General features: G+C 75.9%; 2 protein-coding genes. Both read right to left on the reverse strand.

The window, feature by feature from the left end:
• Nucleotides 1-42 precede the first annotated feature (42 nt).
• Nucleotides 43-14,829: a type I polyketide synthase gene (locus AB0F58_RS00570; RefSeq protein ID WP_357135853.1), complete on the reverse strand. Its 14,787-nt coding sequence runs from the start codon at nucleotides 14,827-14,829 to the stop codon at nucleotides 43-45.
• 43 nt (nucleotides 14,830-14,872) lie between these two features.
• Nucleotides 14,873-25,102: a type I polyketide synthase gene (locus AB0F58_RS00575; RefSeq protein WP_357135855.1), complete on the reverse strand. Its 10,230-nt coding sequence runs from the start codon at nucleotides 25,100-25,102 to the stop codon at nucleotides 14,873-14,875.
• Nucleotides 25,103-25,113 lie beyond the last annotated feature (11 nt).

Below are 25,113 nucleotides of genomic sequence, written 5' to 3' on the forward strand. Positions count from 1 at the left end.
TGGTCTCACTTCCTCGTTCTGCAGCGGTACGTGACGCGTGCCTCAGGAGAGCCCGAGGTCCCTGTCCAAAAGATCGAATAGCTCCTGGTTGCTGGCCGTCCGCAGCCGGTCGGCCACGTCGGCGGCCTCGTCGGCCCGCTCACCGGAGCCCCGCTCGGCGGCACCGAGGCGCTCCAGCAGCCGGTGCAGCCGCATGGTGATCCGTACCCGCCCGATGTCGTCGGCCTCACGGCCGGCGAGCGCCTCCTCCAGCCGGTCGAGTTCCTCGACGGTGGGCAGCGCCTCCACCGACGCCTCGCTGACCAGCCCGGCCCGCAGGTGCTCGGCGAGAGCCTGCGGGGTCGGATAGTCGAACACCACGGAGCTGGCCGGGCTGAGCCCGGTGGCCTTCGCCAGCCGGCCACGCAGCTCCACGGCGGTCAGCGAGTCGAAGCCGAGGTCGCGGAAGGGCCGGTCGGGCTCCAGGGCGTACGGGCTGTCGTGGCCGATCACCTCGGCGGCGGCGGTGCGGATCAGGTCGACCAGCAGCCGGTTCTGCTCGGCGGTGGTGAGGTCGGCGAGCCGCTTGCGCAGGCCGGTGAGGACCTCGTCGCCGCCGTCGGCGGCCGGGTCGGCTCCGGTCCGCAGCGCCGCCACCTCGGGCAGGTCGCTGATCAGCGGCCGGGGTCGGGCGGAGGTGAAGACCGGGGCGAAGCGTGCCCAGTCGACGTCGGCGACGGTGAGCACCGTGCCGTCCCCCTCGATCGCCGCGCGCAGGGCGGCCATCGCCGGTTCCCGGTCCAGCAGCGACACCCCGCGCCGGCTCATCGCCACCGCGTGCTGTTCGCTGACCATGCCGCCGCCGGACCACGGCCCCCAGTTGACCGAGACCACCCGGGCCTTCCCGGCGGGCCGGGACTGCGCCCACGCGTCGAGGAACGCGTTGCCGGCGGCGTACGCGCCGTGGTCGCCGACGCCCCACGCGGCGGCGATGGAGGAGAAGTAGACGACCAGTTCCAGGTCGTCGGGGTCGAGGAACTCGTCGAGGTGCCGGGCACCGGCGGTCTTGCCGGCCACCACGTCGGCGAGTTCGTCGGCGTCGACGACGCTGACCGGGTTGAGCCGGCCCACCCCGGCGGCGTGCACCACGGCGTCCACCGTCTCGCCGTCGCGCCGCAGTCCGGCGACGAGGGCGGCGACCGCGTCCCGGTCGGCCAGGTCGCAGGCGACGACGCGGCCCTGCGCACCGAGGTCGGTCAGCTCGGCCAGGGTGTCGGCGACGCCGGGGGCGCCCGCTCCGCGCCGGCTGACCAGGATCAGCCGGCGGGCGCCGTGCCGGGCGAACCAGGCGGCGGCGTACCGGCCGATCGCCCCGGTGCCGCCGGTGATGAGTACCGTGCCGGGCGGCTGCCAGGTCGGGGCGGCGGGCAGCTCGGCGCGGGCGGCGCGGGCGAGCCGCCGCAGGTGCAACCCGGGGGGACGGACGGCGAGCTGGTCCTCCGCCTCGGTGTTGGTCAGCGCCCGGATCAGGTGTCCCTCGGCGCTCGGGTCCAGCTCGGCCGGCAGGTCGAGCAGACCACCCCAGTGGGCGGGGTGTTCCAGGGCGGTGACCAGGCCGAGGCCCCAGGTGGTGGCCTGGGCGGGGTGGCCGATCGGGTCGCCCGGTCCGGTGCTGACGGCCTGCTGGGTGAGCAGCCAGAGCGGCCCGGCCGGGGCGGCGTCGGTGACCGCCTGGACGAGGGCGAGGTTCCCGGTCAGTCCGGCGGGGACCGCCGGGTGGTCGGGGTGCGGTCGCTCGTCGAGGGCGAGCAGCGAGACGACCCGGGTGCCGGTGCCCGGGGTGAGCAGCCCGGCCAGGCTGCTCCGGGTGGCCGTGGCCGGGTCGACGGCCACGGTGCGGACCGTGCCGCCGTGCTCGCCGAGCAGCGCGGCGATCCGGTCGCCGGTCGCGGTGGTGGTTCCGGCCGGGACGACCAGCAGCCAGTCGCCGGTGACCGGGCCGGCGGCGGGCTGCCGCTGCGGCCAGGTGATCCGGTAACGCCACCCGTCGACCAGCGCGTCGGTCTGCCGCTGCCGGTGCCAGCGGGCGAGGGCGGGAAGCTGGTCGCGCAGCGGCTGGTCCGGGTCGACCCCGAACCGGGCGGCCAACCCGTCGCCGTCCTCGGCGGTCACCGCCTGCCAGAACGCCTCGTCGACGGTGCCGGCGGCCGGGGCCGGCGCGGACGCGCCGACCACGACGCCGTCACCGACCGGCCAGAACCGCTGGTGCCGGAAGGCGTACGTGGGCAGGGTCACCGGGTCGGCGGTGGGCAGCAGCGCCGCCCAGTCGACCGGTACGCCGTGGCAGTGCAGCCGGGCCAGCGCGCCGAGCAGGGTGGCCACCTCGTCCCGGCCACGCCGCGCGACGCCGGCGACCAGGGTGCGGTCGTCGTCCGGCAGGGCCTCGGCGGCCAGGGCGGTGAGCACGGTGTCCGGGCCGACCTCCAGCAGCGTGCCCACCCCGAGCGAGTGCAGGTGGGTGACGGTGTCGGCGAACCGGACGGCCTCCCGGACGTGCCGTACCCAGTAGTCGGGGGTGCGGATCTCGTCGGGGTCGGCGACCCGGCCGGTCAGGTTGGACAGCAGCGGGATGGTCGGGGCGGCGTACTCGACGGTGGCGGCGACGGCGGCGAACCCGGCCAGCATCGGCTCCATCAGCGGGCTGTGGAACGCGTGGCTGACGGTGAGCCGCTTGACCCGTACGCCGAGGGCGGTGACCCGGGCGGCCAGGTCGGTGAGCGCGTCGACGTCGCCGGAGACCACCACGGCCGCCGGGCCGTTGACGGCGGCCACGGCCACCCGGTCGGCGTACGGGGTGAGGAGGTCGCGGACCTCGTCCTCGCCGGTGGCGACGGCGAGCATCCCGCCGCCGGCGGGGAGGGCCTGCATGAGCCGTCCCCGGTTGCCGACCAGGGTGCAGGCGTCGGGGAGGGTGAGCACCCCGGCCACGTGGGCGGCGGCGAGTTCGCCGACGGAGTGCCCGGCCACCAGGTCGGGGGTGATCCCCCAGCTCTCCACCAACCGGTACAGGGCGACCTCGACGGCGAAGAGCCCGGCCTGGGCGAAGACGGTCTGGTCGAGCAGGTCGGCCTCTTCGCTGCCCTCGGCGGCGAAGAGCACCTCCTGGAGCGGTCGAGGCAGGTGGGCGTCGAGGTGCTGGCACGCCTCGTCGAGGGCCCCGGCGAAGACCGGGAACGTCCGGTACAGCTCACGCCCCATGCCGGCGTGCTGGGCGCCCTGGCCGGAGAAGAGCATGGCGAGGGTGCCGCCGGGCTCGGCGACGTCCCGGGTGAGGGCCGGGTGGTTCTGCCCGGCGGCGAGCGCCCGCAGCCCGGCCAGGTAGGTGTCCCGGTCGGCGGCGAGCAGCACCGCGCGGTGCCGCAGGTGCGACCGGCCGGTGGCCAGCGCCCGGGCCACCGCGTCGTCGGTGGCCGACCCGGTGGTGGCCCAGTCGGCCAGCCGGCCGGCCTGGGCGCGCAGCCCGTCCTCGTCGTTGCCGGAGACCGGCCAGGGCAGCAGCGGCAGTCCGGCCGGCGGCACGACCTCGGTCACCGGCTCCGCCTCGTCCTCGTCCTCGTCCGGCCCGGGGGCCTGTTCCAGGATGACGTGGGCGTTGGTGCCGCTGACCCCGAAGGCCGACACGGCGGCCCGGCGCGGGCGGTCCGTCTCGGGCCACGGGGTGGGCTCGGCGAGCAGCGCGACGGCCCCCTCGGACCAGTCCACGTGCGGGGTCGGCTCGTCGACGTGCAGGGTGGGCGGGAGCAGGTCGTGCTGGAGCGCCATCACCATCTTGATGACGCCGGAGACCCCGGCGGCGGCCTGGGTGTGGCCGAGGTTCGACTTGACCGACCCGAGCAGCAGCGGCCGGTCGGCGGGCCGGTCCCGCCCGTAGGTGGCGAGCAGGGCCTGCGCCTCGATCGGGTCGCCGAGTCGGGTGCCGGTGCCGTGGCCGTCGACGGCGTCCACGTCGGCGGGGTCGAGCCGGGCGTTGGCCAGGGCCTGCCGGATGACGCGCTGCTGGGCGGGCCCGTTGGGGGCGGTGAGGCCGTTGGATGCGCCGTCCTGGTTGGTGGCGGAACCGCGTACCACGGCGAGGATCGTCCGGCCGTCGCGGCGGGCGTCGGAGAGGCGTTGGAGCAGTACCAGCCCGACGCCCTCCCCCCAGCCGGTGCCGTCGGCGGCCCCGGCGAACGACTTGCACCGCCCGTCCGAGGCGAGGCCGCGCTGCCGGGCGAACTCCAGGAACGGCCCGGGGGTGGCCATCACGGTCACGCCGCCGGCGACCGCCATCCCGCACTCCCCGGCGCGCAGCGCCTGCACGGCCAGGTGCAGGGCGACCAGCGACGACGAGCAGGCGGTGTCGACGCTGACCGCCGGTCCCTGGAGGCCGAAGGTGTAGGAGAGCCGTCCGGAGAGGACCGCGGCGACGTTGCCGGTGGCCTGGTAGCCCTCGGTCTCGGTCCGCGCGGCCATCAGCAGGGTCGCGTAGTCCTGGCCGTTGGTGCCGATGAAGACGCCGGTGCTGCTGTCCCGCATGTCGGCCGGGGCGATCCCGGCCCGCTCGAACAGTTCCCAGCCGGTTTCCAGCAGCAGCCGCTGCTGGGGGTCCATCACCAGCGCCTCGCGGGGGGAGATGCCGAACAGGCCGGCGTCGAACCCGCCCACGTCGCTGAGGAACCCGCCCTCGCGCACGTACGAGGTGCCGGGGGTGTCGGGGTCGGGGTCGTAGATGGCGTCGAGGTCCCAGCCCCGGTCGGCGGGGAACGCGGCGATCGCGTCCCGTCCCTCGGCGACCAGCCGCCACAGCTCCTCGGGGCTCTCCACCCCGCCCGGGTAGCGGCAGCTCATCGCGACGATGGCGATCGGTTCGTCCAGACCGGTGACGGCCCGGGTGGGCGCGTCGACCTGCGCGGTGACACCGAGGATCCGGTCGGCGAGCCAGCCGGCGAGCAGCGTCGGGGTGGGCTGGTCGAAGACCAGGGTGGCGGGCAGTTTCAGCCCGACCGCCTCGCCGAGGCGGTTGCGCATCTCCACCGCGCTGAGCGAGTCGAAGCCGATCTCCCGGAACGGCCGGTCCGCGCCGACGGCGTCGGCGGAGGCGTGCCCGAGCACCGCCGCGGCGTGCACCCGGACCAGTTCCAGCAGGGTACGGCGGCGTTCCGGTTCGGCGAGACCGGCGAGCCGGCCGCGCAGCGGGGACGCGGCGGCCGGCTCCTCGTCGTCGCGGGTCCGGGCGGCCAGGTTCCGGGCCACCTCGGGGATGTCCTCGATCAGCGGCCGGGGGCGGGTCATCGCGAAGGTCTGGTGGAACCGGTCCCAGGCGATGTCGGCGACGGTGAGGGCGGTCTCGTCGTGGGCGAGGGCACCGGCCAGCACCGAGACGGCCAGTTCGGGGCGCATCGGGCGGACCCCGGAGCGGAACATGTGGTCGGCGGCGCCCTCGGTCTCCAGCAGGCCGCCGCCGTCCCAGGCGCCCCAGGCCACGGCGGTGGCGGTCCGGCCCCGACGACGGCGGTCCTCGGCGAGGGCGTCCAGGAAGGCGTTGCCGGCGGCGTAGCCGGCCTGGAGGCCACCGCCCCAGACGCCCGCTCCGGAGGAGAAGAGCACGAACGCGTCGACGTCGCCGACGAGCGTGTCGAGGTTGACCGCGCCCGCGACCTTGGCGTGCAGGGCGTCGGCCAGCCCGGTCAGGTCGGTGTCGGCGAGCGGGCAGGCCGGGGCGATCCCGGCGGCGTGGAACACGGCGTCGACGCGGGTCCCGTCGCCGGTGAGCCGGTCGAGCAGGGCGCGCAGCGACTCCGGGTCGGCCACGTCACAGGCGGCCACGGTGACCCGCGCGCCGAGGCCGGTCAGTTCGGCCTCCAGCTCGGCGGCCCCGGCGGTCGCCGGACCCTGCCGGCTGGTCAGCACCAGGTGGGACGCGCCCGCGCGGGCCAGCCAGCGGGCCACGTGCGCGCCGAGCGAGCCGAGACCGCCGGTGATCAGCGCGGTGCCGGTCGGCTGCCAGCCGGTAGCCGCCCGGTCGGGGTCCGCCTCGGCGCGGGCGAGCCGGCGGGCGAAGAGCCCGGAGGGACGGACGGCGACCTGGTCCTCGTGTCCGAGGCCGGCGAGGGCGGCGGCGAGCCGGCCGCCCGAGCGCCGGTCCAGCTTCGCCGGCAGGTCGACCAGGCCGCCCCACCGGTCGGTGTGCTCCAGGGCGACGACCCGGCCCAGTCCCCAGACCAGGGCCTGCCGGGGGTGGTCGAGCGGGTCGGCACGGCCGGTGGAGACGGCGCCGGTGGTGGCGCACCAGAGCGGTGCGGTGATCCCGAGGTCGCCGAGGGCCTGCACCAGGGCGAGGGTGCCGGCGAGACCGACGGGGACCACCGGGCGGTCGGGGTGGTCGTCCTCGTCGAGAGCGAGCAGGGAGAGCACCCCGGTGACGGTGCCGGTGTCGAGGGCGGCGAGGTGTCCGGCGAGCACCTGCCGGTCGGGGTCGTCGACGGTCAGCGGAAGCACGTCCGCCCCGGCGTCGGCGAGGGCCCGCACGACCTGCCCGACCAGCGGATGACCGGCGTGCGGGGTGGACGCCACGAGCAGCCAGGTGCCGCGTAGCGGGGTGCTGGGCACCTCGGTCAGGGGTTTCCACTGGACCCGGTAGCGCCAACCGTCCACGGTGTTCTCGTCGCGTCGGCGTTGCCGCCACGAGGAGAGCACGGGCAGCGCGTCGCCGAGGCTGCGGGCCTCGGTGGCGTCGATCCGCATCGCGGCGGCGAGCGCGTCGGCGTCGGCCCGCTCGACGGCGTCCCAGAACTGCCGGTCGGCCGGGTCGTCGGTGGTGGACGCCGGGCCGGACCGGACGGGGGTCTCCGGCCAGTACCGCTGCCGGTGGAAGGCGTACGTGGGCAGGGCGACGGCCGGGCCGCTGCGCGCGCCGCAGACGGCGGTCCAGTCCGCCTCGACCCCGTGCACGTGCAGCTCGGCCAGGGCGGTGAGCACGCGCGGCAGGCCACCCGCGCCCCGGCGCAGCGTGTTGACCACGGCCGCGTCGTGCTCGCCGGCGTCGATGGTCTCCTGCATGCCGAAGCTGAGCACCGGGTGCGGGCCGACCTCCAGGAAGACCTGGTGCCCGTCGGCGAGCAGGGTACGCACGGCCCGCTCGAAGTTCACCGTCTGGCGCAGGTTGCGGTACCAGTAGCCGGCGTCGAGGGTGGTGGTGTCGGTCTGCTCGCCGGTGAGCGCGGAGTAGAACGGCAGTTCGGCGGGGCGGGCGGTGATCCCGGCCAGGCTCTCCAGGAGCCGGTCGGCGACCGCCTCGACCTGCGGCGAGTGCGAGGCGTAGTCGACGTCGACGGGTCGGGTGCGCACCCCGTCGGAGGCGCAGTCGGCGACCAGTTCGGCGAGCGCGTCCGGGTCCCCGGCGACCACCACCGACCCGGGGCCGTTGACGACGGCGACGCAGAGCCGGTCGTCCCAGCGGCGCAGCCGCTCGCGGACCTGGTCGGCGGGGAGGGCCACGGAGACCATGCCGCCCCGGCCGGCGATGTCGATCAGCACCTGGCTGCGCAGGGCGACGATCCGGGCCGCGTCCTCCAGGGAGAGGGCGCCGGCCACGCAGGCCGCGGCGATCTCGCCCTGGGAGTGCCCGACGACCGCGCCGGGACGTACGCCCAGCGACCGCCAGAGCCGGGCCAGGGAGACCATCACCGCCCAGATCGCGGGCTGCACCACACCGGAGGCGACCAGCGGTGGCGCGTTCTCGGCCCCCCGCAGCACGTCGGTCAGGGACCAGTCCACCCAGGGCGCGAGGACGGCCTCGCACTCGGCGATGCTGGCGGCGAAGACCGGGGAGGTGTCCAGCAGGTCGACGGCCATGCCGGGCCACTGGGAGCCCTGTCCGGAGAAGACGAAGACGGGGGCGGTGGCGCGCAGTGCCGTTCCGGTCACCACCGTGCCGGTGGACTCGCCGTCGACCAGCGCGGTGAGCCCCCGGGCCAGGTCGGGTCCGTCCGCGCCGAGCACGACGGCCCGGTGCGGGAACGTCGACCGGCTGGTGGCGAGGGCGTACGCCACCTCGGCGGGTTCGATCTCCGGGTGCGCGGCGAGGTGGCCGCGCAGCCGGGCGGCCTGCTCGCGCAGGGCGGTCCGGTCGGTCGCGGAGAGCACGAGCGGGACGAGTCCGGCGTCGTCGACGACCCCCGGCTGGGGGTCGGCGGCGGCCGGCTCGGGTGCCTGTTCCAGCACGACGTGGGCGTTGGTGCCGGAGATGCCGAACGAGGAGACGGCGGCCCGGCGGGGCCGGTCCACCGCCGGCCACGGCGTCGCCTCGGTGGCCAGCGCGACCGCCCCGGCCGACCAGTCGACGTGCGGGGACGGCTCGTCCACGTGCAACGTCGGCGGCACCAGACCGTGCCGCATCGCCAACACCATCTTGATCACACCCGCCACCCCGGCGGCAGCCTGGGTGTGCCCGATGTTCGACTTGATCGACCCCAACAGCAACGGCTGCTCACGGTCCTGCCCGTACGTGGCCAGCAACGCCTGCGCCTCGATCGGGTCACCCAGAGTGGTACCCGTACCGTGCGCCTCCACCGCATCCACATCCGCCGTCGTCAACCGGGCGTTCGCCAGGGCCTGCCGGATCACCCGCTGCTGCGACGGACCATTCGGGGCGGTCAGCCCGTTCGACGCGCCGTCCTGGTTGACGGCGGTGCCCCGGACCACGGCCAGGATCCGCCGGCCGTCCCGCTGGGCGTCGGAGAGGCGCTGCACCAGCAGCACACCCACACCCTCACCCCAGCCGGTGCCGTCCGCGCCCCCGGCGAACGCCTTGCACCGACCGTCCGGGGCCAGACCCCGCTGCCGGGAGAACTCGATGAACGTCCCCGGCGTCGCCATCACCGTCACACCACCGGCCAGCGCCAGGTCACACTCCCCCGACCGCAACGCCTGCGCCGCCAGGTGCAGGGCGACCAGGGACGACGAACACGCCGTGTCGACCGTGACGGCCGGGCCCTCCAGACCGAACGTGTACGCCACCCGACCCGACAGCACACTGCCCGACGTGCCGGTACCGATGTAGCCCTCCACCTCGGCGGGCAGGTCCATCAGCCGGGAGGCGTAGTCGTGGTACATGACACCGGCGAAGACGCCGGTACGGCTGCCCCGCAGCCGGTGCGGGTCGAGGCCGGCCGACTCGAACGCCTCCCACGAGGTCTCCAGCAGCAGCCGCTGCTGCGGGTCCATGGCCAGCGCCTCGCGGGGGCTGATGCCGAAGAAGCCGGGGTCGAACTCGGCCGCCCCGTACAGGAAGCCGCCCTGCCGGGCGTAGGAGGTGCCGCTGGTGGCCGGGTCGGGATCGAAGAGGGTGTCCAGGTCCCAGCCCCGGTCGGCGGGGAACTCGCCGACCCCGTCCCCGCCGGTGGCCAGCAACTCCCAGAGCTGGTCGGGGTTGTCCGCCCCGCCCGGGAACCGGCAGGCCATCCCGACGATCGCGACCAGGTCGTCGGGGCCGACGGGGGTGACCACGTCGGTGGTGACCGTGGACCGGCCGCCCGCCAGCTCCGCGTACACCTGGCCGGCGAGGATCTGCGGGGTCGGGTAGTCGAAGACCAGGGTGGCGGCGAGCCGCAGCCCGGTCGCCGCGTTGATCCGGTTACGCAGGTCGACCGCGGTCAGCGAGTCGAAGCCCAGTTCCCGGAACGCCCGGTCGGCCGGGACCGCGTCGGCGCCGCCGTGCCCGAGGACCTGCGCGACGAGGCCACGGACGAGGACGTCGACCTGGTCGCGGGCCTCCTGCGGGTCCAGTCCGGCGAGCCGGTCCGCCCAGTTGCCCTTGCCCGCCTGCCGGCGGGCGGTGACCGCGCCGAGCAGCACCCGCAGCATCGACGGCACCCGGCCGGCGACGACCTGCGCCCGCATCGCCGGCACGTCGATCACGGCCGGCACCAGCGCGGGCCGGCCGGCGGCCAGGGCGACGTCGAGGAGTTCCAGTCCGGTCGCGGCGCTCATCGGGGTGATGCCGGCCCGCACGGAACGCGCCCGGTCGGCGTCACCGATCGCGGCGGCCATGCCGGCGGTGTCCCACATGCCCCAGGCGAGGCTGGTCGCCGGAAGCCCGGCCCCCCGGCGGTACGCGGCGAGCGCGTCGAGGAACGTGTTCGCCGCCGAGTACGCGGCCTGACCGGGTGAGCCGAGCACCCCGGCGACGGACGAGAAGAGCACGAACAGGTCCAGGTCCCGGTCGCGGGTGGCCTCGTGCAGCCACCACGCGGCGGTCGCCTTGGGGGCCAGCACGCCGGCCAGCCGCTCCGGGCTGATCGCGGAGACCACCCCGTCGTCGAGCACCCCGGCGGTGTGCACCACACCGGCCAGCCGGCCGGTGACCCCGTCGACCAGCGCGGCGACCCGGTCGGCGTCGGTGACGTCGGCGGCGACGACCTCGACCCGGGCACCCAGGTCGGTCAGCCGGCCGGTCAGGTCGGCCGCCCCCGGCGCGTCCGGGCCCTGCCGGGAGACCAGCAGCAGCGACCGTACCCCGTGGGCGGTGACCAGATGTTCGGCGACCAGGGCACCGAGCGCGCCGGTGCCGCCGGTGACCAGGACGGTACCCTCGCCGACGGTCGGCGCGGTCCGGCCGGGCGCGGCCACGGCGGCCCGCGCCAGGCGCGGGGTCGACACCGCGCCGGCACGCAGCGCGACCTGCCCGCCGGTCGCCGACGGCTCGTCGAGCACCCCGGCGAGCACCGCCAACGCGGCGGCGTCCAGGTCACCGTCCAGGTCGGCCAGGACGAGCCGGTCCGGATGCTCCGACTGCGCGGACCGCAGCAGACCCCAGACCGCCGCACCGGCCAGGTCGGCGACCGTGTCGTCGGCACCGGCGGCCACCGCGTTCCGGGTCACCACCACCAGCCGGGAACCGGCCAACGGCTCGGCGGCCAACCAGGCCTGGAGCACGCCGAGGGTGTCGGTGGTGGTGGCGCGGAGCGCACCGGCCGGGTCGAGGTCGGCGGAGCCGGCGACCGGCAGGACGAGGACGCGCGGCGGTTCCGCACCGGCGTCGACGGCGGCGAGCACCGCCGGCACGTCCGCGAAGGTGGGCAGGACGGGCGGACCGGTCCGGTCCGGGGCGGCGAGCAGCACCCACCCGGTGAGGTCGTCGACGGCGGTGACCTCCTCGACGGGCCAGGTCACCTCGAACAGCGAGCGGGTGGCGACGCTCGGGGCGGTCAGGGCGGTCATCTCCCGCAGGACGAGGGAGTCCACCGACACCACCGGCGTGCCGGCGGCGTCGAAGGCGACCAGCCGCACCGCCTGGCCGTCGCGGGTCAGCCGGACCCGCAGCGCCGTCGCCCCGGAGGCGTGCACCTGCGCGCCCGCGAAGGCGAACGGCACCCGGGCGCCGCCCTCCTCCCCGGCGACGAGGAGGCCGACCGGGTGCAGGGCGGCGTCCAGCAGCGCCGGGTGCACCGCGAACGCGCCCGCCTGCTCGGCGGTCTCCTCCGGGAGGGCGACCTCGGCGTACAGGTCGCCGTCGCCGGTCCAGAGCCGGCGCAGCCCCCGGAACGCCGGCCCGTACGCCAGGCCCCGGCCGGCGAGGGCGTCGTACCAGTCGGCGAGGTCGACCTCGGTGGCCGCGACGGGCGGCCAGACGCCGAGACCGGGCTCGTCGTTCGTGGCGGGTTCCAGCACACCCTCGGCGTGCCGGGTCCAGCCGGCCTCGGGATCCTCCTCGGCCTGGGCGTGCACGGTCACCGTGCGGGCGCCCGCGTCGTCGGCCGCGCCGACCCGGACCTGCACCCGGACACCGCCGGTGCCGGGCAGGGTCAGCGGTGCGGCGATGGTCAGTTCCCGGACCCGGGACGCGCCGACCTCGTCGCCGGCCCGGACGACCAGTTCGACCAGCGCGGTGCCGGGGAGGACCACGACGCCGGCGACCGCGTGGTCGGCCAGCCACGGGTGGGTGGCCAGGGCGAGCCGGCCGGTGAGCAGCACCATGTCCTCGCCGGCCACCGAGACGGCCGCGCCGAGGAGCGGATGCCCGGCCGCGCCGAGACCGGCGCCGGAGACGTCGGCGATCCGGCCGACCGGCTCCAGCCAGTACCGCTCGTGCTGGAACGCGTAGGTGGGCAGGTCGACCCGACGGGCACCGGTCCCGGCGAGCAGGGCGTCCCAGTCGACGGCCAGCCCGTCGGCGTGCAGTTGGGCGAGGGCCTCCAGCAGGGCGCGGGGTTCGGGCCGGTCCTTGCGGGCCAGCGGCACGAGCACGGCCGACGGGTCGGTGAGGCAGCCCTGGGCCATGGCGGTGAGCACCCCGTTGGGGCCCAGCTCGACGTAGGTGCCCACGCCCGCCTCGGCGAGCCGGTCGACGGCGTCGGCGAAGCGGACCGCCTCCCGCACGTGCCGCACCCAGTAGTCGGGGCTGCACAGCTGCTCGGCGGTGGCGACCAGGCCGGTCAGGTTCGACACGATCGGCACGTTGGGCGGCTGGAAGCTCAGCGTCGCGGCGACGGCTGCGAACTCGGCGAGCATCGGGTCCATCAGCTCGCTGTGGAAGGCGTGACTGACCCGCAACCGGCGGGTGGGGGTGCCCCGGCCGGACCAGTGGGCGGCCAGCTCGTCGACCGCCTCCGCGTCACCGGAGACGACGACGGCGGTGGGCCCGTTCACGGCGGCGATCCCGATCCGGCCGGTGATCCCGGTCAGCGACTCGACCACGCTCGCCTCGTCGGCGGCGACGGCGAGCATCGCGCCGCCGGCCGGCAGGGCCTGCATCAGCCGGCCCCGGGCGGCGACCAGGGTGGCGGCGTCGGCGAGGGAGAGCACCCCGGCGACGTGCGCGGCGGCCAGCTCGCCGATGGAGTGGCCGGCCAGCAGGTCCGGGACGAGGCCGAAGGACCTCGCCAGCCGGAACATGGCCACCTCGACGGCGAAGAGGCCGGCCTGGGTGAAGACGGTCTGGTCCAGCAGGTCGGCCTCGGGTGTGCCGGGCTCGGCGAACATCACGTCCCGCAGCGGGCGGGGCAGCTGCGGGTCGAGCGCGGCGCAGACCTCGTCGAGGGCCTGCCCGAAGACCGGGTACGCCTCGGCGAGCTGCCGGCCCATCCCGGCGCGCTGCGCGCCCTGACCGGAGAAGAGGAACGCGACCCGTCCCCGGGGCGTGGCGGTGCCGGTGACCACCGTGCCGGTCGGCTCGCCGTCGGCGAGGGCCCGCAGCCCGGCGATCAGGTCGGCGCGGTCACCGGCGAGCACCACGGCCCGGCGGTCCAGCCCGGCGCGGGCGCGGGAGGAGACCGCGACGTCGACCGGGCGGACGTCCGCTTCGGCGGCGAGGTGGTCGGCCCAGCGGTCGGCCTGCGCGGCGAGCGCCTCCGGACTGCGGGCGGAGAGCAGCACCGGGACCAGCGGCGGTACGGCGGCCTCGGCCGCCGGTTCGGTCTCCTCGACGGCGGGGGCCTGCTCGACGATGACGTGGGCGTTGGTGCCGGAGATGCCGAACGACGACACGCCGGCCCGGCGCGGCCGGTCCACCGCCGGCCAGGGGCGGGCCTCGGTGAGCAGCGACACCGCCCCGGCGGACCAGTCGATGTGCGGCGACGGCGCGTCGACGTGCAGGGTGGCCGGCAGCCGGCCGTGCCGGATCGCCATCACCATCTTGATCAGGCCGGCGACCCCGGCGGCGGCCTGGGTGTGCCCGAGGTTGGACTTGACCGAGCCGAGCCAGAGCGGATCCGTCCCGGTCCGGTCCTGCCCGTACGTGGCGAGCAGCGCCTGCGCCTCGATCGGATCGCCGAGGGTGGTGCCGGTGCCGTGCGCCTCGACGACGTCCACGTCGGTCGGGGCGAGCCGGGCGTTGGCGAGCGCCTGCCGGATGACCCGTTCCTGGCTCGGGCCGTTGGGGGTGGTCAGGCCGCTGCTCGCGCCGTCCTGGTTGACCGCGCTGCCCCGGATCACCGCGTAGACCCGCCGGCCGTCGCGTTGGGCGTCGGAGAGCCGCTGGAGCAGCAGCACACCGACCCCCTCGGCCCAGCCGGTGCCGTCGGCGGCGGCGGCGAACGACTTGCACCGCCCGTCCGGGGCGAGGCCGCGCTGCCGGGAGAACTCGGCGAAGACGCCGGGGGTGGAGAGCACGGTCACCCCGCCGGCCAAGGCGAAGTCGCAGTCGCGCTGGCGCAGGGCCTGCACCGCCAGGTGCACGGCGACCAGCGACGACGAGCAGGCGGTGTCGACGGTGACCGCCGGCCCCTCCAGCCCGTACGTGTAGGCGACCCGGCCGGAGACGAGGCTGCCGGAGTTGCCGGTGCCGAGGTAGCCCTCGACCCCCTCGGGCAGGTCCACCACCCGGGAGGCGTAGTCGTGGTACATCACCCCGGCGAAGACGCCGGTGCGGCTGCCGCGCAGCCGCTGCGGGTCCAGGTCGGCGGACTCGAACGCCTCCCACGCGCTCTCCAGCAGCAGCCGCTGCTGCGGGTCCATGGCCAGCGCCTCGCGCGGACTGATGCCGAAGAAGCCGGGGTCGAAGCCGGTGGCGTCGTAGAGGAAGCCGCCCTGGTCGGTGTACGAGGTGCCCGGGTTGTCCGGGTCGACGTGGAAGAGCCGCTCCAGGTCCCAACCCCGGTCGGTCGGGAAGTCGCCCCGCCCCTCCCGGCCGTCGGCGACCAGCTCCCACAGGTCCTCCGGACCCCGGACGCCGCCGGGAAAGCGGCAGGCCATGCCGACGACCGCCATCGGCTCGCGGTCCTTCGCCTCCACCTCGCGCACCCGCCGCCGCGCCTCGCGCAGGTCGGCGGTGGCACGGCGGAGGTAGTCGAGGAACTCTGCCTCAGTGGGCATCGGGCCACTCCGTATCGGGATCAGAGGTCCGGGGCATCCGGGATCAGGCCGTTCCGAGCTCGTCGTCGAGGAGGTTGAACAGCTCCTCGGCGCTGGCGGAGCTGAGGTTGCCGTCGCCCGTGCCGGCGTCGTCGGCACCGGCCTCGGCGTACGTCCACAGGGACAGCAGCTCGCGCAGCCGGGCGGCGACGGCGGTGCGGTCGGTGTCGTCGGTGGCGACCGCGCGCATGGCGGTCTCCAGCTTGTTCAGTTCGCCCAGCACGGACAGCGCCGACGTGCTCCGCTCGGCGAGCAGCGCGGCGCGCAGGTAGCCGACGAGCGCGGTCGTGGTCGGCCGGTCGTAGATCAGGGTGGACGGCAGGCGCAGCCCGGTGGCGGCGGTGAGCCGGTTACGGAACTCGACCGCGGTCAGCGAGTCGAAGCCCAGCTCGACGAAGCCCTTCTCCTCGTCGACGGCGCGCATCGACGCGTACCCGAGGACCGCCGCCGCGTGGGTGCGGACCAGGTCGGAGAGGATCCGGTCCCGTTCCCCCTCGCCGGTGGCGGCGAGCGTGTCCCGCAGGGCCGCCGCCGCGTCGCCCGCCGGGGCGGCGGTGCCCGCCGCGGCACCGGCCGGCCGGACCAGGCCGTGCAGCACGCGCGGCAGCGCCGGACCGAGCCGGCCCAGCACCCCGAGGTCCAGGTTCACCGGTACGACCACCGGGTCGGGGAAGCGCAACGCCTCGCTGAAGAGGGTCATGCCCTCGTCGCCGTCGAACGGCCGGAAGCCGTTACGGCTCATCCGCCGTTCGTCGACGTGGCCGGACTGCCCGTCGGGCAGGTCCGGGTTGGCCCACGGCCCCCACGCCATCGACGTGACGGTCAGCCCGCGCGCCCGCCGGTGCAGGGCGAGGGCGTCGAGGAACGCGTTCGCGGCGGCGTGGTTGGCCTGCCCGGGACCGCCGAAGAGGCCGGACGCGGACGAGAAGAGCACGAACGCGGCCAGGTCGAGTTTCTCGGTCAACTCGTGCAGGTGCCAGGCGGCGTCGACCTTCGGGCCGAGGACGGCGTCGAAGCGGGCCGGGGTGAGGGCGGGCAGCACCCCGTCGTCGAGGACCCCGGCAGCGTGCACGACGCCGACGAGCGGCTGGTCGGCGGGGATCTCGTCGAGCAGCACGGCGAGCGCGTCCCGGTCGGTGACGTCGGCGGCCACCACCTGAACGGTCGCGCCGAGCCCGGTCAGCTCGCCGGTCAGCGTGGCCGCGCCCGGGGCGTCCGGGCCGCTCCGGCTGACCAGCAGCAACCGGCGGACGGCGTGCCCGGTGACCAGGTGCCGGGCGACGAGCCGGCCGAGCGCACCGAAAGCGCCGGTGACCAGCACGGTGCCGGTGGAGAGGTCGGGGGCCGCCCGGTCGGCCGGCGGCGGGCCGAGCCGGGAGAGCCGGGGGGTCCGGAGCCGTCCGGCCCGGACCGCGAGCTGTGGCTCACCGGTGGCCAGGGCGGCCGGCAGCGCGTTCGCCGAGCGGGGATCGTCGTCGAGGTCGACCAGGACGATCCGGTCCGGGTTCTCCGACTGGGCGGCACGGACCAGTCCCCACACGGTGGCGGCGGGCAGGTCGGTGAGCCGGTCGTCGGCGGCGACGCCGACCGCGCCCCGGGTGACCACCACCAGGCGCGGAGCTGCCAGCTCCGGGTGGGTGAGCCACTCCTGCACCAGGGCCAGGGTCTCGTGGCTGACCAGGTGCGCCGCCCGAGCCGGGCCCGGCTCGTCGGCGCGCTGACCGGTGACCGGGGCGAGCACCGCGTCGGGCGGGGTCGCCCCGCCGGCCACGGCCGCGACCAGCGCTGCCAGGTCTGGGTACGTCTCGACGCCCGGCCAGGCGTCGCCGAGCGCGGCGAGCCGGGGTGCGGCGGCCGGCGCGGTGGCCGGCTCGATCCAGTCGAGCCGGTGCAGTGACCGGTTGGCGGTACGCCGGGCGGCACCGAGCTGCTCGGTGGTGATCGGGCGCAGCACCAGGGCGTCGAGGGAGGCGACCGGCACCCCGCCGGTGTCGGTGACGGTGGCCGCCACCGACTGCTCCCCGACGGTGAGCCGGACCCGCAGTTCCCGGGCCCGGGTCGGCTGGATCGCCACTCCGGTCCAGGAGAAGGGGAGCCCCGGTTGGGCGGCGCCGTCCCGGGGGGCGGTGTCGGCGCGGTCGAGCACGCTGGCGCCGATGGCGTGCAGGGCGGCGTCGAGCAGCGCCGGGTGCACCCCGAACGCGGTGGTGTCGGTGGGCGCGTCGTCGTCCAGGGCCACCTCGGCGAGGATGTCGCCGCCGCTGCGCCATGCCGCCCGTAGCGCGCGGAACACCGGGCCGTAGTGGTAGCCCTGGTCGGCGAGGTGCGGGTAGAGGGCGTCGAGGGCGATCGGCTCCGCGTCGGCCGGGGGCCAGGCACCGGCCGGGGCCGCGTCGACCGGCCGGGTGGGCGCGAGCAGTCCGGTGGCGTGGCGTCGCCACTGCCGGGCCGTACCCGGCTGGTCGTCGCTGTCGCCGACGGACGAGTGGACCGAGACGGGCCGCAGGCCGTCGCCGTCGGCCGCCCCGACCCGTACCCGCAGGTCGACCGCGCCCTCGTCGGGCACGGCGAGCGGGGCCTCCAGGACCAGCTCGGTCACGTGGGCGGCACCGACGTGTGCGCCGCTGGCGGAGACGAGTTCGACCAGGGCGGTGCCGGGCAGCAGGACGGTGCCGAGCACGGCGTGGTCGGCGAGCCACGGGTGGGTGGTCAGGCCGATCCTGCCGGTGAGCAGCAGTCCCTCGTCCCCGGGCAGGTCGGCCACGGCGCTGAGCAGCGGGTGCTCCACCGCGTCCAGGCCGGCAGCCGGCAGTCCGGCCCGGCTCGTGCCGCTGCCCTGGAGCCAGTACCGGTCCCGGGCGAACGGGTACGTGGGCAGGTCGACGACCGCCGCCCCGGCGAGGACCCTGGTCAGGTCGACGGGCAGGCCGACCGTGTACGCGGTGGCGAGGCTGGTCAGCAGGCGGGTCGGATCGTCCTCACCCCGCCGCAACGTACCCAGCGTGTGCCCGGTCGTCCCCGTGTCGTCCAGGATCGCCGTCACCGGCATCGTCAACACCGGATGCGGCGAGATCTCCACGAACGTCGTGTGACCAGCAGCCACGGCAACCCGCACCGCCGGATCGAACAACACCGTCCGCCGCAGGTTCTCGTACCAGTACTCCGCACCCATCGACTCCGGGACCACCCACTCCCCGGTCAACGTGGACACCAGACGGACGTGACCCGCCTGCGGCTTCACCTCCGACAGATCCGACCGGAGCCGCTCCGCGACCTCCTGCACCGCCGCCGAATGCGACGCGTAATCCACCGGAATCACCCGCGCCCGGATACCGTCGGCCTGACACGCGGCCACCAGATCCGCCACCGGCTGCGGCGGACCCGACACCACCACCGTCGACGGACCATTCACCGCCGCCACACCCACCCCGGGATACGCCGACAACCGCGCCCCGACCACCTCGGCGGACAGATCCACCGACGCCATCGCCCCGGTACCGCGCAGAGCGGCCAACGCCCGCGACCGCAGAGCCACCGTCTTCGCGGCATCCTCCAGACTCAGGACCCCGGCCACGCAGGCCGCACCGATCTCACCCTGCGAATGACCGATCACCGCCGCCGGAGACACCCCCACGTGCTCCCACACCGCCGCCAGAGCAATCCCGACCGCCCACAGCACCGGCTGGACAACCTCCACCCGGTCGAGCCACGACTCGTCGTCCCCCGTCAACACCGACACCAGATCCACGTCCAGGAACGGAGCCAGGGCTTGCTGGCACTCGGCGAGCTTCGCGTCGAACACCGGAACCCGACCGACCAGACCCGCCGCCATCCGCGCCGACTGCGCACCCTGACCCGGGAACACGAACACCGGACCGGTGCCCGCACCGGCCGCCAGGCCGGTGGCGACGTTCCCGGCGGGCTGACCGGACGCCAGCGCGTCCAGACCGGCGAGCAGCTCGTCGACGCTCCGGCCGACGACCACCGCCCGCTGGTCGAAGGTCGACCGGGTGGTGGACAGCGACCAGCCCACCGCCGCCGGGTCCACCGCGTCCTGCTCCCGCAGGTGCGCGGCGAGGCGGGTGGCCTGGTCGGCGAGGGCCGGGACCGTCCGCGCGGAAACCGGCCAGAGGGTCACGTCGGCGCTGATCAGGCCCGGGGCCGGCGCGGATTCGGTGGTGGGCTCCTCCCCCACCGGCTCGTCGGGCTGCTCGATGATCACGTGCGCGTTGGTGCCGGACATGCCGAACGACGACACCGCCGCCCGACGAGGACGATCCACCACCGGCCACGGGGTCGCCTCGGTCACCAACTCCACCGCACCCGCCGACCAGTCGATGTGCGGCGACGGCTCGTCCACGTGCAACGACGCCGGCACCACCCCGTGCCGCATCGCCTGCACCACCTTGATCACACCCGCCACACCCGCAGCGGCCTGGGCGTGCCCGATGTTCGACTTGATCGACCCCAGCAGCAACGGCCGGTCCCCCGGCCGATCCTGCCCGTACGTCGCCAGCAGCGCCTGCGCCTCGATCGGGTCACCCAGGGTGGTACCCGTACCGTGCGCCTCCACCACGTCCACGTCGGTGACGGTCAGCCGGGCGTTGGCCAGCGCCGCCCGGATCACCCGCTGCTGGGACGGCCCGTTCGGGGCGGTCAGCCCGTTCGACGCGCCGTCCTGGTTGACCGCGCTGCCCCGCACGACGGCGAGGACCCGGTGACCGTTGCGCCGGGCGTCCGACAGCCGCTCCACCAGCAGCATGCCCACGCCCTCGGACCAGCCGGTGCCGTCCGCCGACGCGGCGAACGACTTGCACCGACCGTCGGCGGCCAGGCCCTGCTGACGGGAGAACTCGGCGAAGGTGCCGGGGGTGGCCATCACGGTGACGCCGCCGGCCAGGGCGAGGTCGCACTCGCCGCGCCGCAGCGCCTCACCGGCCAGGTGCAGGGCGACCAGCGACGACGAACAGGCGGTGTCCACGGTGACCGCCGGTCCCTCCAACCCGAGGGTGTACGCCACCCGGCCGGAGATGATGCTGTGCGCGGCACCGGTCATCAGGTAGCCCTCGGTGCCCTCCGGCACCTCGGTCAGTCCGGTGCCGTACCCGGAGGTGGACGCGCCGACGAAGACGCCGGTACGGCTTCCCTTCAGGGTGCCCGGTTCGACTCCGGCGCGTTCCAGGACCTCCCAGGACGCCTCAAGGGTGAGTCGCTGCTGCGGGTCCATGGCCAGGGCCTCGCGGGGCGAGATGCCGAAGAAGGCCGGGTCGAAGTCGGTGACGTCGTACAGGAAGCCGCCGGCCGGGGCGTAGCCGCTCTCCGGGCTCGGGGTGGCCCAGCCCCGGTCGGTGGGGAAGTCACCGATGGCGTCGACGCCCTCGGTGACCAGCCGCCACAGCTCCTCCGGTCCCCGGGCCTCGCCGGGGTACCGGCAGGCCATGCCGACGATGGCGATCGGCTCGTCCAGGGCGGCGGTGACGGCCACCTCGGTGGGGGTGGCGCGGTCGGCACCGAAGACGGTCTCCCGCAGGTGCCGGGCCAGCCCGGCGGGGGTGGGGTGGTCGAAGACCAGGGTGGAGGGCAGCCGCAGCCCGGTCGCCTCGTTCAGCTTGGTGCGGAAGTCCACCGCCGTCAACGAGTCGAAGCCGAGGTCCTTGAAGGGGCGCCCCCGCAGGTCGTCCGGGGTGGCGTGACCGAGCACCCGGGCGGTCTGCTCGTTGACCAGACGGAGCAGTTCCCGCTCCTGCTCGGCCTCGTCCAGGTCGGCCAGGTGGCGCAGCGCGTCACCGACGGCGGTCGGTGCGGCGGCGTCGGCCGCCTCGGCCTCGACGATGGCCCGAACCTGGGGCAGTTCCGAGAGCAGCGGACTGGGCCGGGTGAGGGTGAACGCCGGGTGGAAGCGGCTCCAGTCGACGTTGGCGACGGTGACACCGGGGGTGGGCCGGCGCACCGCGCGGTCGAGGGCGACGAGGGCCCGCTGCGGGTCGATGGTGGGCAGGCCCATCCGGTCGAGCTGCTCGGTGGCGGTGTTCTTGGCGGCCATGCCGTCGACGCCACCCCACGCCGTCCAGGCCACGGCGGTGGCGGCGAGCCCCCGGTCACGGCGGTTGACGGCGAGCGCGTCGAGCAGCGAGTTGCCCGCGCCGTACGCGCACTGGCCGGCGCTGCCCCACGTCCCGGAGACCGACGAGAAGAGCAGGAACGCGGCGAGCGGCCGGTCGGCGAGGCACTCGTCGAGGTGCAGCGCGCCGAGCACCTTGCCGGCGACGACGTGGGAGAACTCGTCGAGGCTGGTGCCGGTCAACGGGGTGAGCTGGTCGGTGCCGGCCGCGTGCACCACCACGGTCAGGTCGGGCAGCGCGTCCAGCAGCGCGGCGACGGCCGAGCGGTCGGTCATGTCGCAGGCGGCGGCGGTGACCCGCCCGTCGGTGCCGTACTCGTCGAGGAGGTCGGCGAGGCCGGGGGTGGCGGCACCCCGACGGCCCACCAGGACGACCCGGCGGGCACCCCGGTCGAGCAGCCAGCGGGTGACGTGTCCGCCGAGGGCGCCCGTACCGCCGGTGACCAGGACGGTGCCGTCGGCCCACCAGTCGCCGGCGGGCCGGTCGGGGGCGGCGGCCGGGACGAGCCGGCGGCCCCAGACACCACCGGAGCGGACCGCGACCTGGTCCTCGCCGCTGCCACCGGCGAGGACGGCGGCCAGGCGGCGCAGTACCGCCGCGTCGACGGTGGCCGGCAGGTCGACCAGGCCGCCCCAGCGGTGCGGCTGCTCGGCGGCGGCGGCCCGACCGAGACCCCAGACCAGGTTCTGGAGCGGGTGGTCCAGCCGGTCGGCGGGGCCCGCCTTGACCGCGCCGCTGGTGACGCACCAGACGGGCGCGTCGAGGTCGAGGTCGGTGAGCGCCTGGACCAGCACGAGGGTGGTGCCGGCGGCGACGGTCGTGCCGGGGTGGGCGGGCAGTAGCCCGTCCTGGCCGGCGACGAGGTGCAGCACCCCGGCGACGGGCCGGTCGCCGACGGTGGTGCGCAGGCGCGCGGCGAGCGCCGCGCGGTCCAGGTCGTCGGCGCCGACGCGGAGCACCGCCGGCTCGTCGCCGCCACCCCGGAGCAGGTCGGCCAGGTCGTCGGCCCAGCCGGGCGCGGCGTCCGCCGGCAGCACCAGCAGCCAGCGCCCCGCCGGCCGGTCCCCCTCGGTGACCGGCACCGGCTTCCAGGTCACCTGGTACGACCAGTCGTCGGCGACCGCGTGGTCCTGCCGGTTACGCCGCCAGGTGGCGAGGACGGGCAGCGCGGGCAGCAGGGTCCGTACCGGGTCGTCGTCGCCGGTCGGGTCGCCGCCGAACTGGTCGCGCAGGGCGTCGACGTCGGCCTCTTCGACCGCCGCCCAGAAGGCGGCGTCCACGGGGGACACCTCGCCGGCCGGGGCGGCCGGGGGCGGCTCGGGCCAGAACCGCTCGCGGTGGAACGCGTACCGGGGCAGCGCGACCCGGCGGGGGTCGGCGCCGGTGAAGAGGTGCCGCCAGCCGACCGGGACCCCGGCGGCGTGCAGGTCGGCGAGCGCGGTGAGCAGGGACACCGGTTCGGGGCGGTCCCGCCGCAGCAGCGCCACGGCGGCCGTCGGGTCGTCCAGCATCTCCCGGGTCAGGGCGGTCAGCACGCCGCTCGGGCCGACCTCGAGGAACGTGCCGACCCCGAGGTCACGCAGCCGGCCCACGCCGTCGGCGAAGCGCACCGCCTCACGGACGTGCCGCACCCAGTAGCCCGGGGTACGGATCTCGTCGGCGTCGGCGAGTGTTCCGGTCAGGTTGGAGACGATGGGCAGGGTGGGGGCGTTGCGCTCCAACCGGTCCAGCACGGCGGCGAACGCGGCGAGCATGGGCTCCATGAGCGGGCTGTGGAAGGCGTGGCTGACCCGCAGCCGCCGGGTGCGGACCTGCCGGTCGGTGAAGACCCGCTCCACCTCGGCGACCGCGTCGCCGGTGCCGGAGACGACCACGGCGGCGGGGCCGTTGACAGCGGCGACCGCGACCGGGCCGGCGACGTCGGCGAGGACGGCCTCGACCTCGTCCCGCCCGGCGGCGACGGAGAGCATCGCCCCGCCGGCGGGCAGATCCTGCATGAGCCGGCCCCGGGCGGCCACCAGCGCGGCGGCGTCGGCCAGGGAGAACACCCCGGCGACGTGGGCGGCGACGACCTCGCCGATCGAGTGGCCGATCAGCACGTCGGGGGTGACCTGCCAGGACTCCAGCAGCCGGTACAGCGCCACCTCGACGGCGAAGAGCCCGGCCTGGGTGTAGAGGGTCTGGTCGAGCAGGTCGGCCGGCTCGCTGCCCGGGTCGGCGGCGAGCACCGGGCCGAGCGGGCGGGGCAGGTGCGGGTCGAGCGCGGCGCAGGCCTCGGCGAGCGCGCGGGCGTACACCGGGAAGGTCGCGGCGAGTTCCCGACCCATGGCGGGACGTTGGGCGCCCTGCCCGGAGAAGAGGAACGCGAGCTGTCCGCCCCGGGGGCCGGCGCCGACGACGGGACCGGACCCGGTGTCGCCGTCGGCGAGGGCCCGCAGGTCGCGTAGGAGGTCGGCCCGGCTGGCGGCGAGGATCACGGCCCGGTGTTCCAGGGCTGCCCGGGTGGTGACCGAGGACCAGCCGACGTCGACCAGTCCGACGTCGGGGTCGGTGTCGAGCCAGCCGGCCCACTGTCCGGCCTGGGCGGCGAGCCCGGCGTGGTCGCGGGCGGAGAGCAGGACGGGCACCAGCCCGGCGGCGGTCACCGGCGCGGGGTCGGTGACGGTCACCGGCGCGGTCGACGCCGCGTCGGGCGTCTCCGGCGGGGCGGCGGCGTCCGGGGTCGCCACCGGGGGCTCTTCGATGATCACGTGGGCGTTGGTGCCGCTCATCCCGAACGAGGAGACCCCCGCGCGGCGGGGCTGCTCCCCCGCCGGCCAGGGCTGGGCCTCGGTGAGCAGCGACACCGCGCCGGCGGTCCAGTCCACGTGCGGGGTGGGCTCGTCGACGTGCAGGGTGGCCGGCAGGGTGCCGTGCCGCAGGGCCATCACCATCTTGATCACCCCGGCGACGCCGGCCGCCGCCTGGGTGTGACCGATGTTCGACTTCACCGAGCCCAGCCAGAGCGGCCGGTCGGCGGGGCGGCCCTGCCCGTACGTGGCGAGCAGGGCGGTGGCCTCGATCGGGTCGCCCAGGCTGGTACCGGTGCCGTGCGCCTCGACGGCGTCCACGTCGGCCGGGGTGAGCCGGGCGCTGGCCAGCGCCTTGAGCACGACCCGCTGCTGGGACGGCCCGTTGGGGGCGGTCAGGCCGTTGGACGCGCCGTCCTGGTTGACGGCGCTGCCGCGGACCACGGCGAGCACGGGGTGACCGTTGCGGCGGGCGTCGGAGAGACGCTCGACGAGCAGGACGGCGACGCCCTCGCCCCAGGCGGTGCCGTCGGCGGCCCCGGCGAACGCCTTGATCCGGCCGTCGGCGGCGAGGCCGCGTTGCCGGGAGAAGCCCACGAAGGCGGCCGGGGTGGACATGATCGTGGCGCCACCGGCCAGCGCGAGGGAGCACTCGCCCTGCCGCAGGGCGTGGCAGGCCAGGTGCAGCGCGACCAGCGAGGACGAGCAGGCGGTGTCGACGGAGACGGCGGGCCCCTCGATGCCGAGCACGTACGAGATCCGGCCGGAGACGACGCTCGCGGCGGTGCCGGTGAGGACGTACCCCTCGACGCCGGGCGGCGGCGCCTGGAGCAGGGCCGCGTAGTCCTGGCCGGTGGTGCTGGCGAAGACGCCCACCTGGTGTCCGCGCAGCGTGGCCGGGTCGATACCGGCGTGCTCGAACGCCTCCCAGGAGGTCTCCAGCAGGAGCCGCTGCTGCGGGTCCATCCCCAGCGCCTCGCGGGGGGAGATGCCGAAGAAACCGGCGTCGAACTCGGTGGCCGAGTCGAGGAAGCCACCCTGGCCGACGTACGAGGTGCCGGGGTGGTCCGGGTCGGGGTGGATCAACCGGTCCAGGTCCCAGCCCCGGTCGGTGGGGAAGTCGGCGATGGCGTCGTCGCCGGCCGCGACCAGCCGCCACAGGTCCTCCGGGGAGCGCACCCCGCCCGGGAACCGGCAACCGATGCCGACGATGGCGATGGGCTCCCGATGGGCCGCCTCCAGTTCGCCGAGTTTCCTCTTCGTCTGGTGGAGGTCCGCGGTCACCCATTTCAGGTATTCCCGGAGAGTGTCTTCAGTCGCCATCAGTGCCACCT

Origin of the sequence: Micromonospora sp. NPDC023956 (assembly GCF_040639195.1) — a bacterium.
In the GTDB taxonomy this organism is placed as follows: domain Bacteria; phylum Actinomycetota; class Actinomycetes; order Mycobacteriales; family Micromonosporaceae; genus Micromonospora.

Coding starts and splice junctions, on each gene's coding strand:
- AB0F58_RS00575 (WP_357135855.1), bottom strand. CDS start 25,102: ATGGCGACTGAAGACACTCTCCGGGAATACCTGAAATGGGTGACCGCG.
- AB0F58_RS00570 (WP_357135853.1), bottom strand. CDS start 14,829: ATGCCCACTGAGGCAGAGTTCCTCGACTACCTCCGCCGTGCCACCGCC.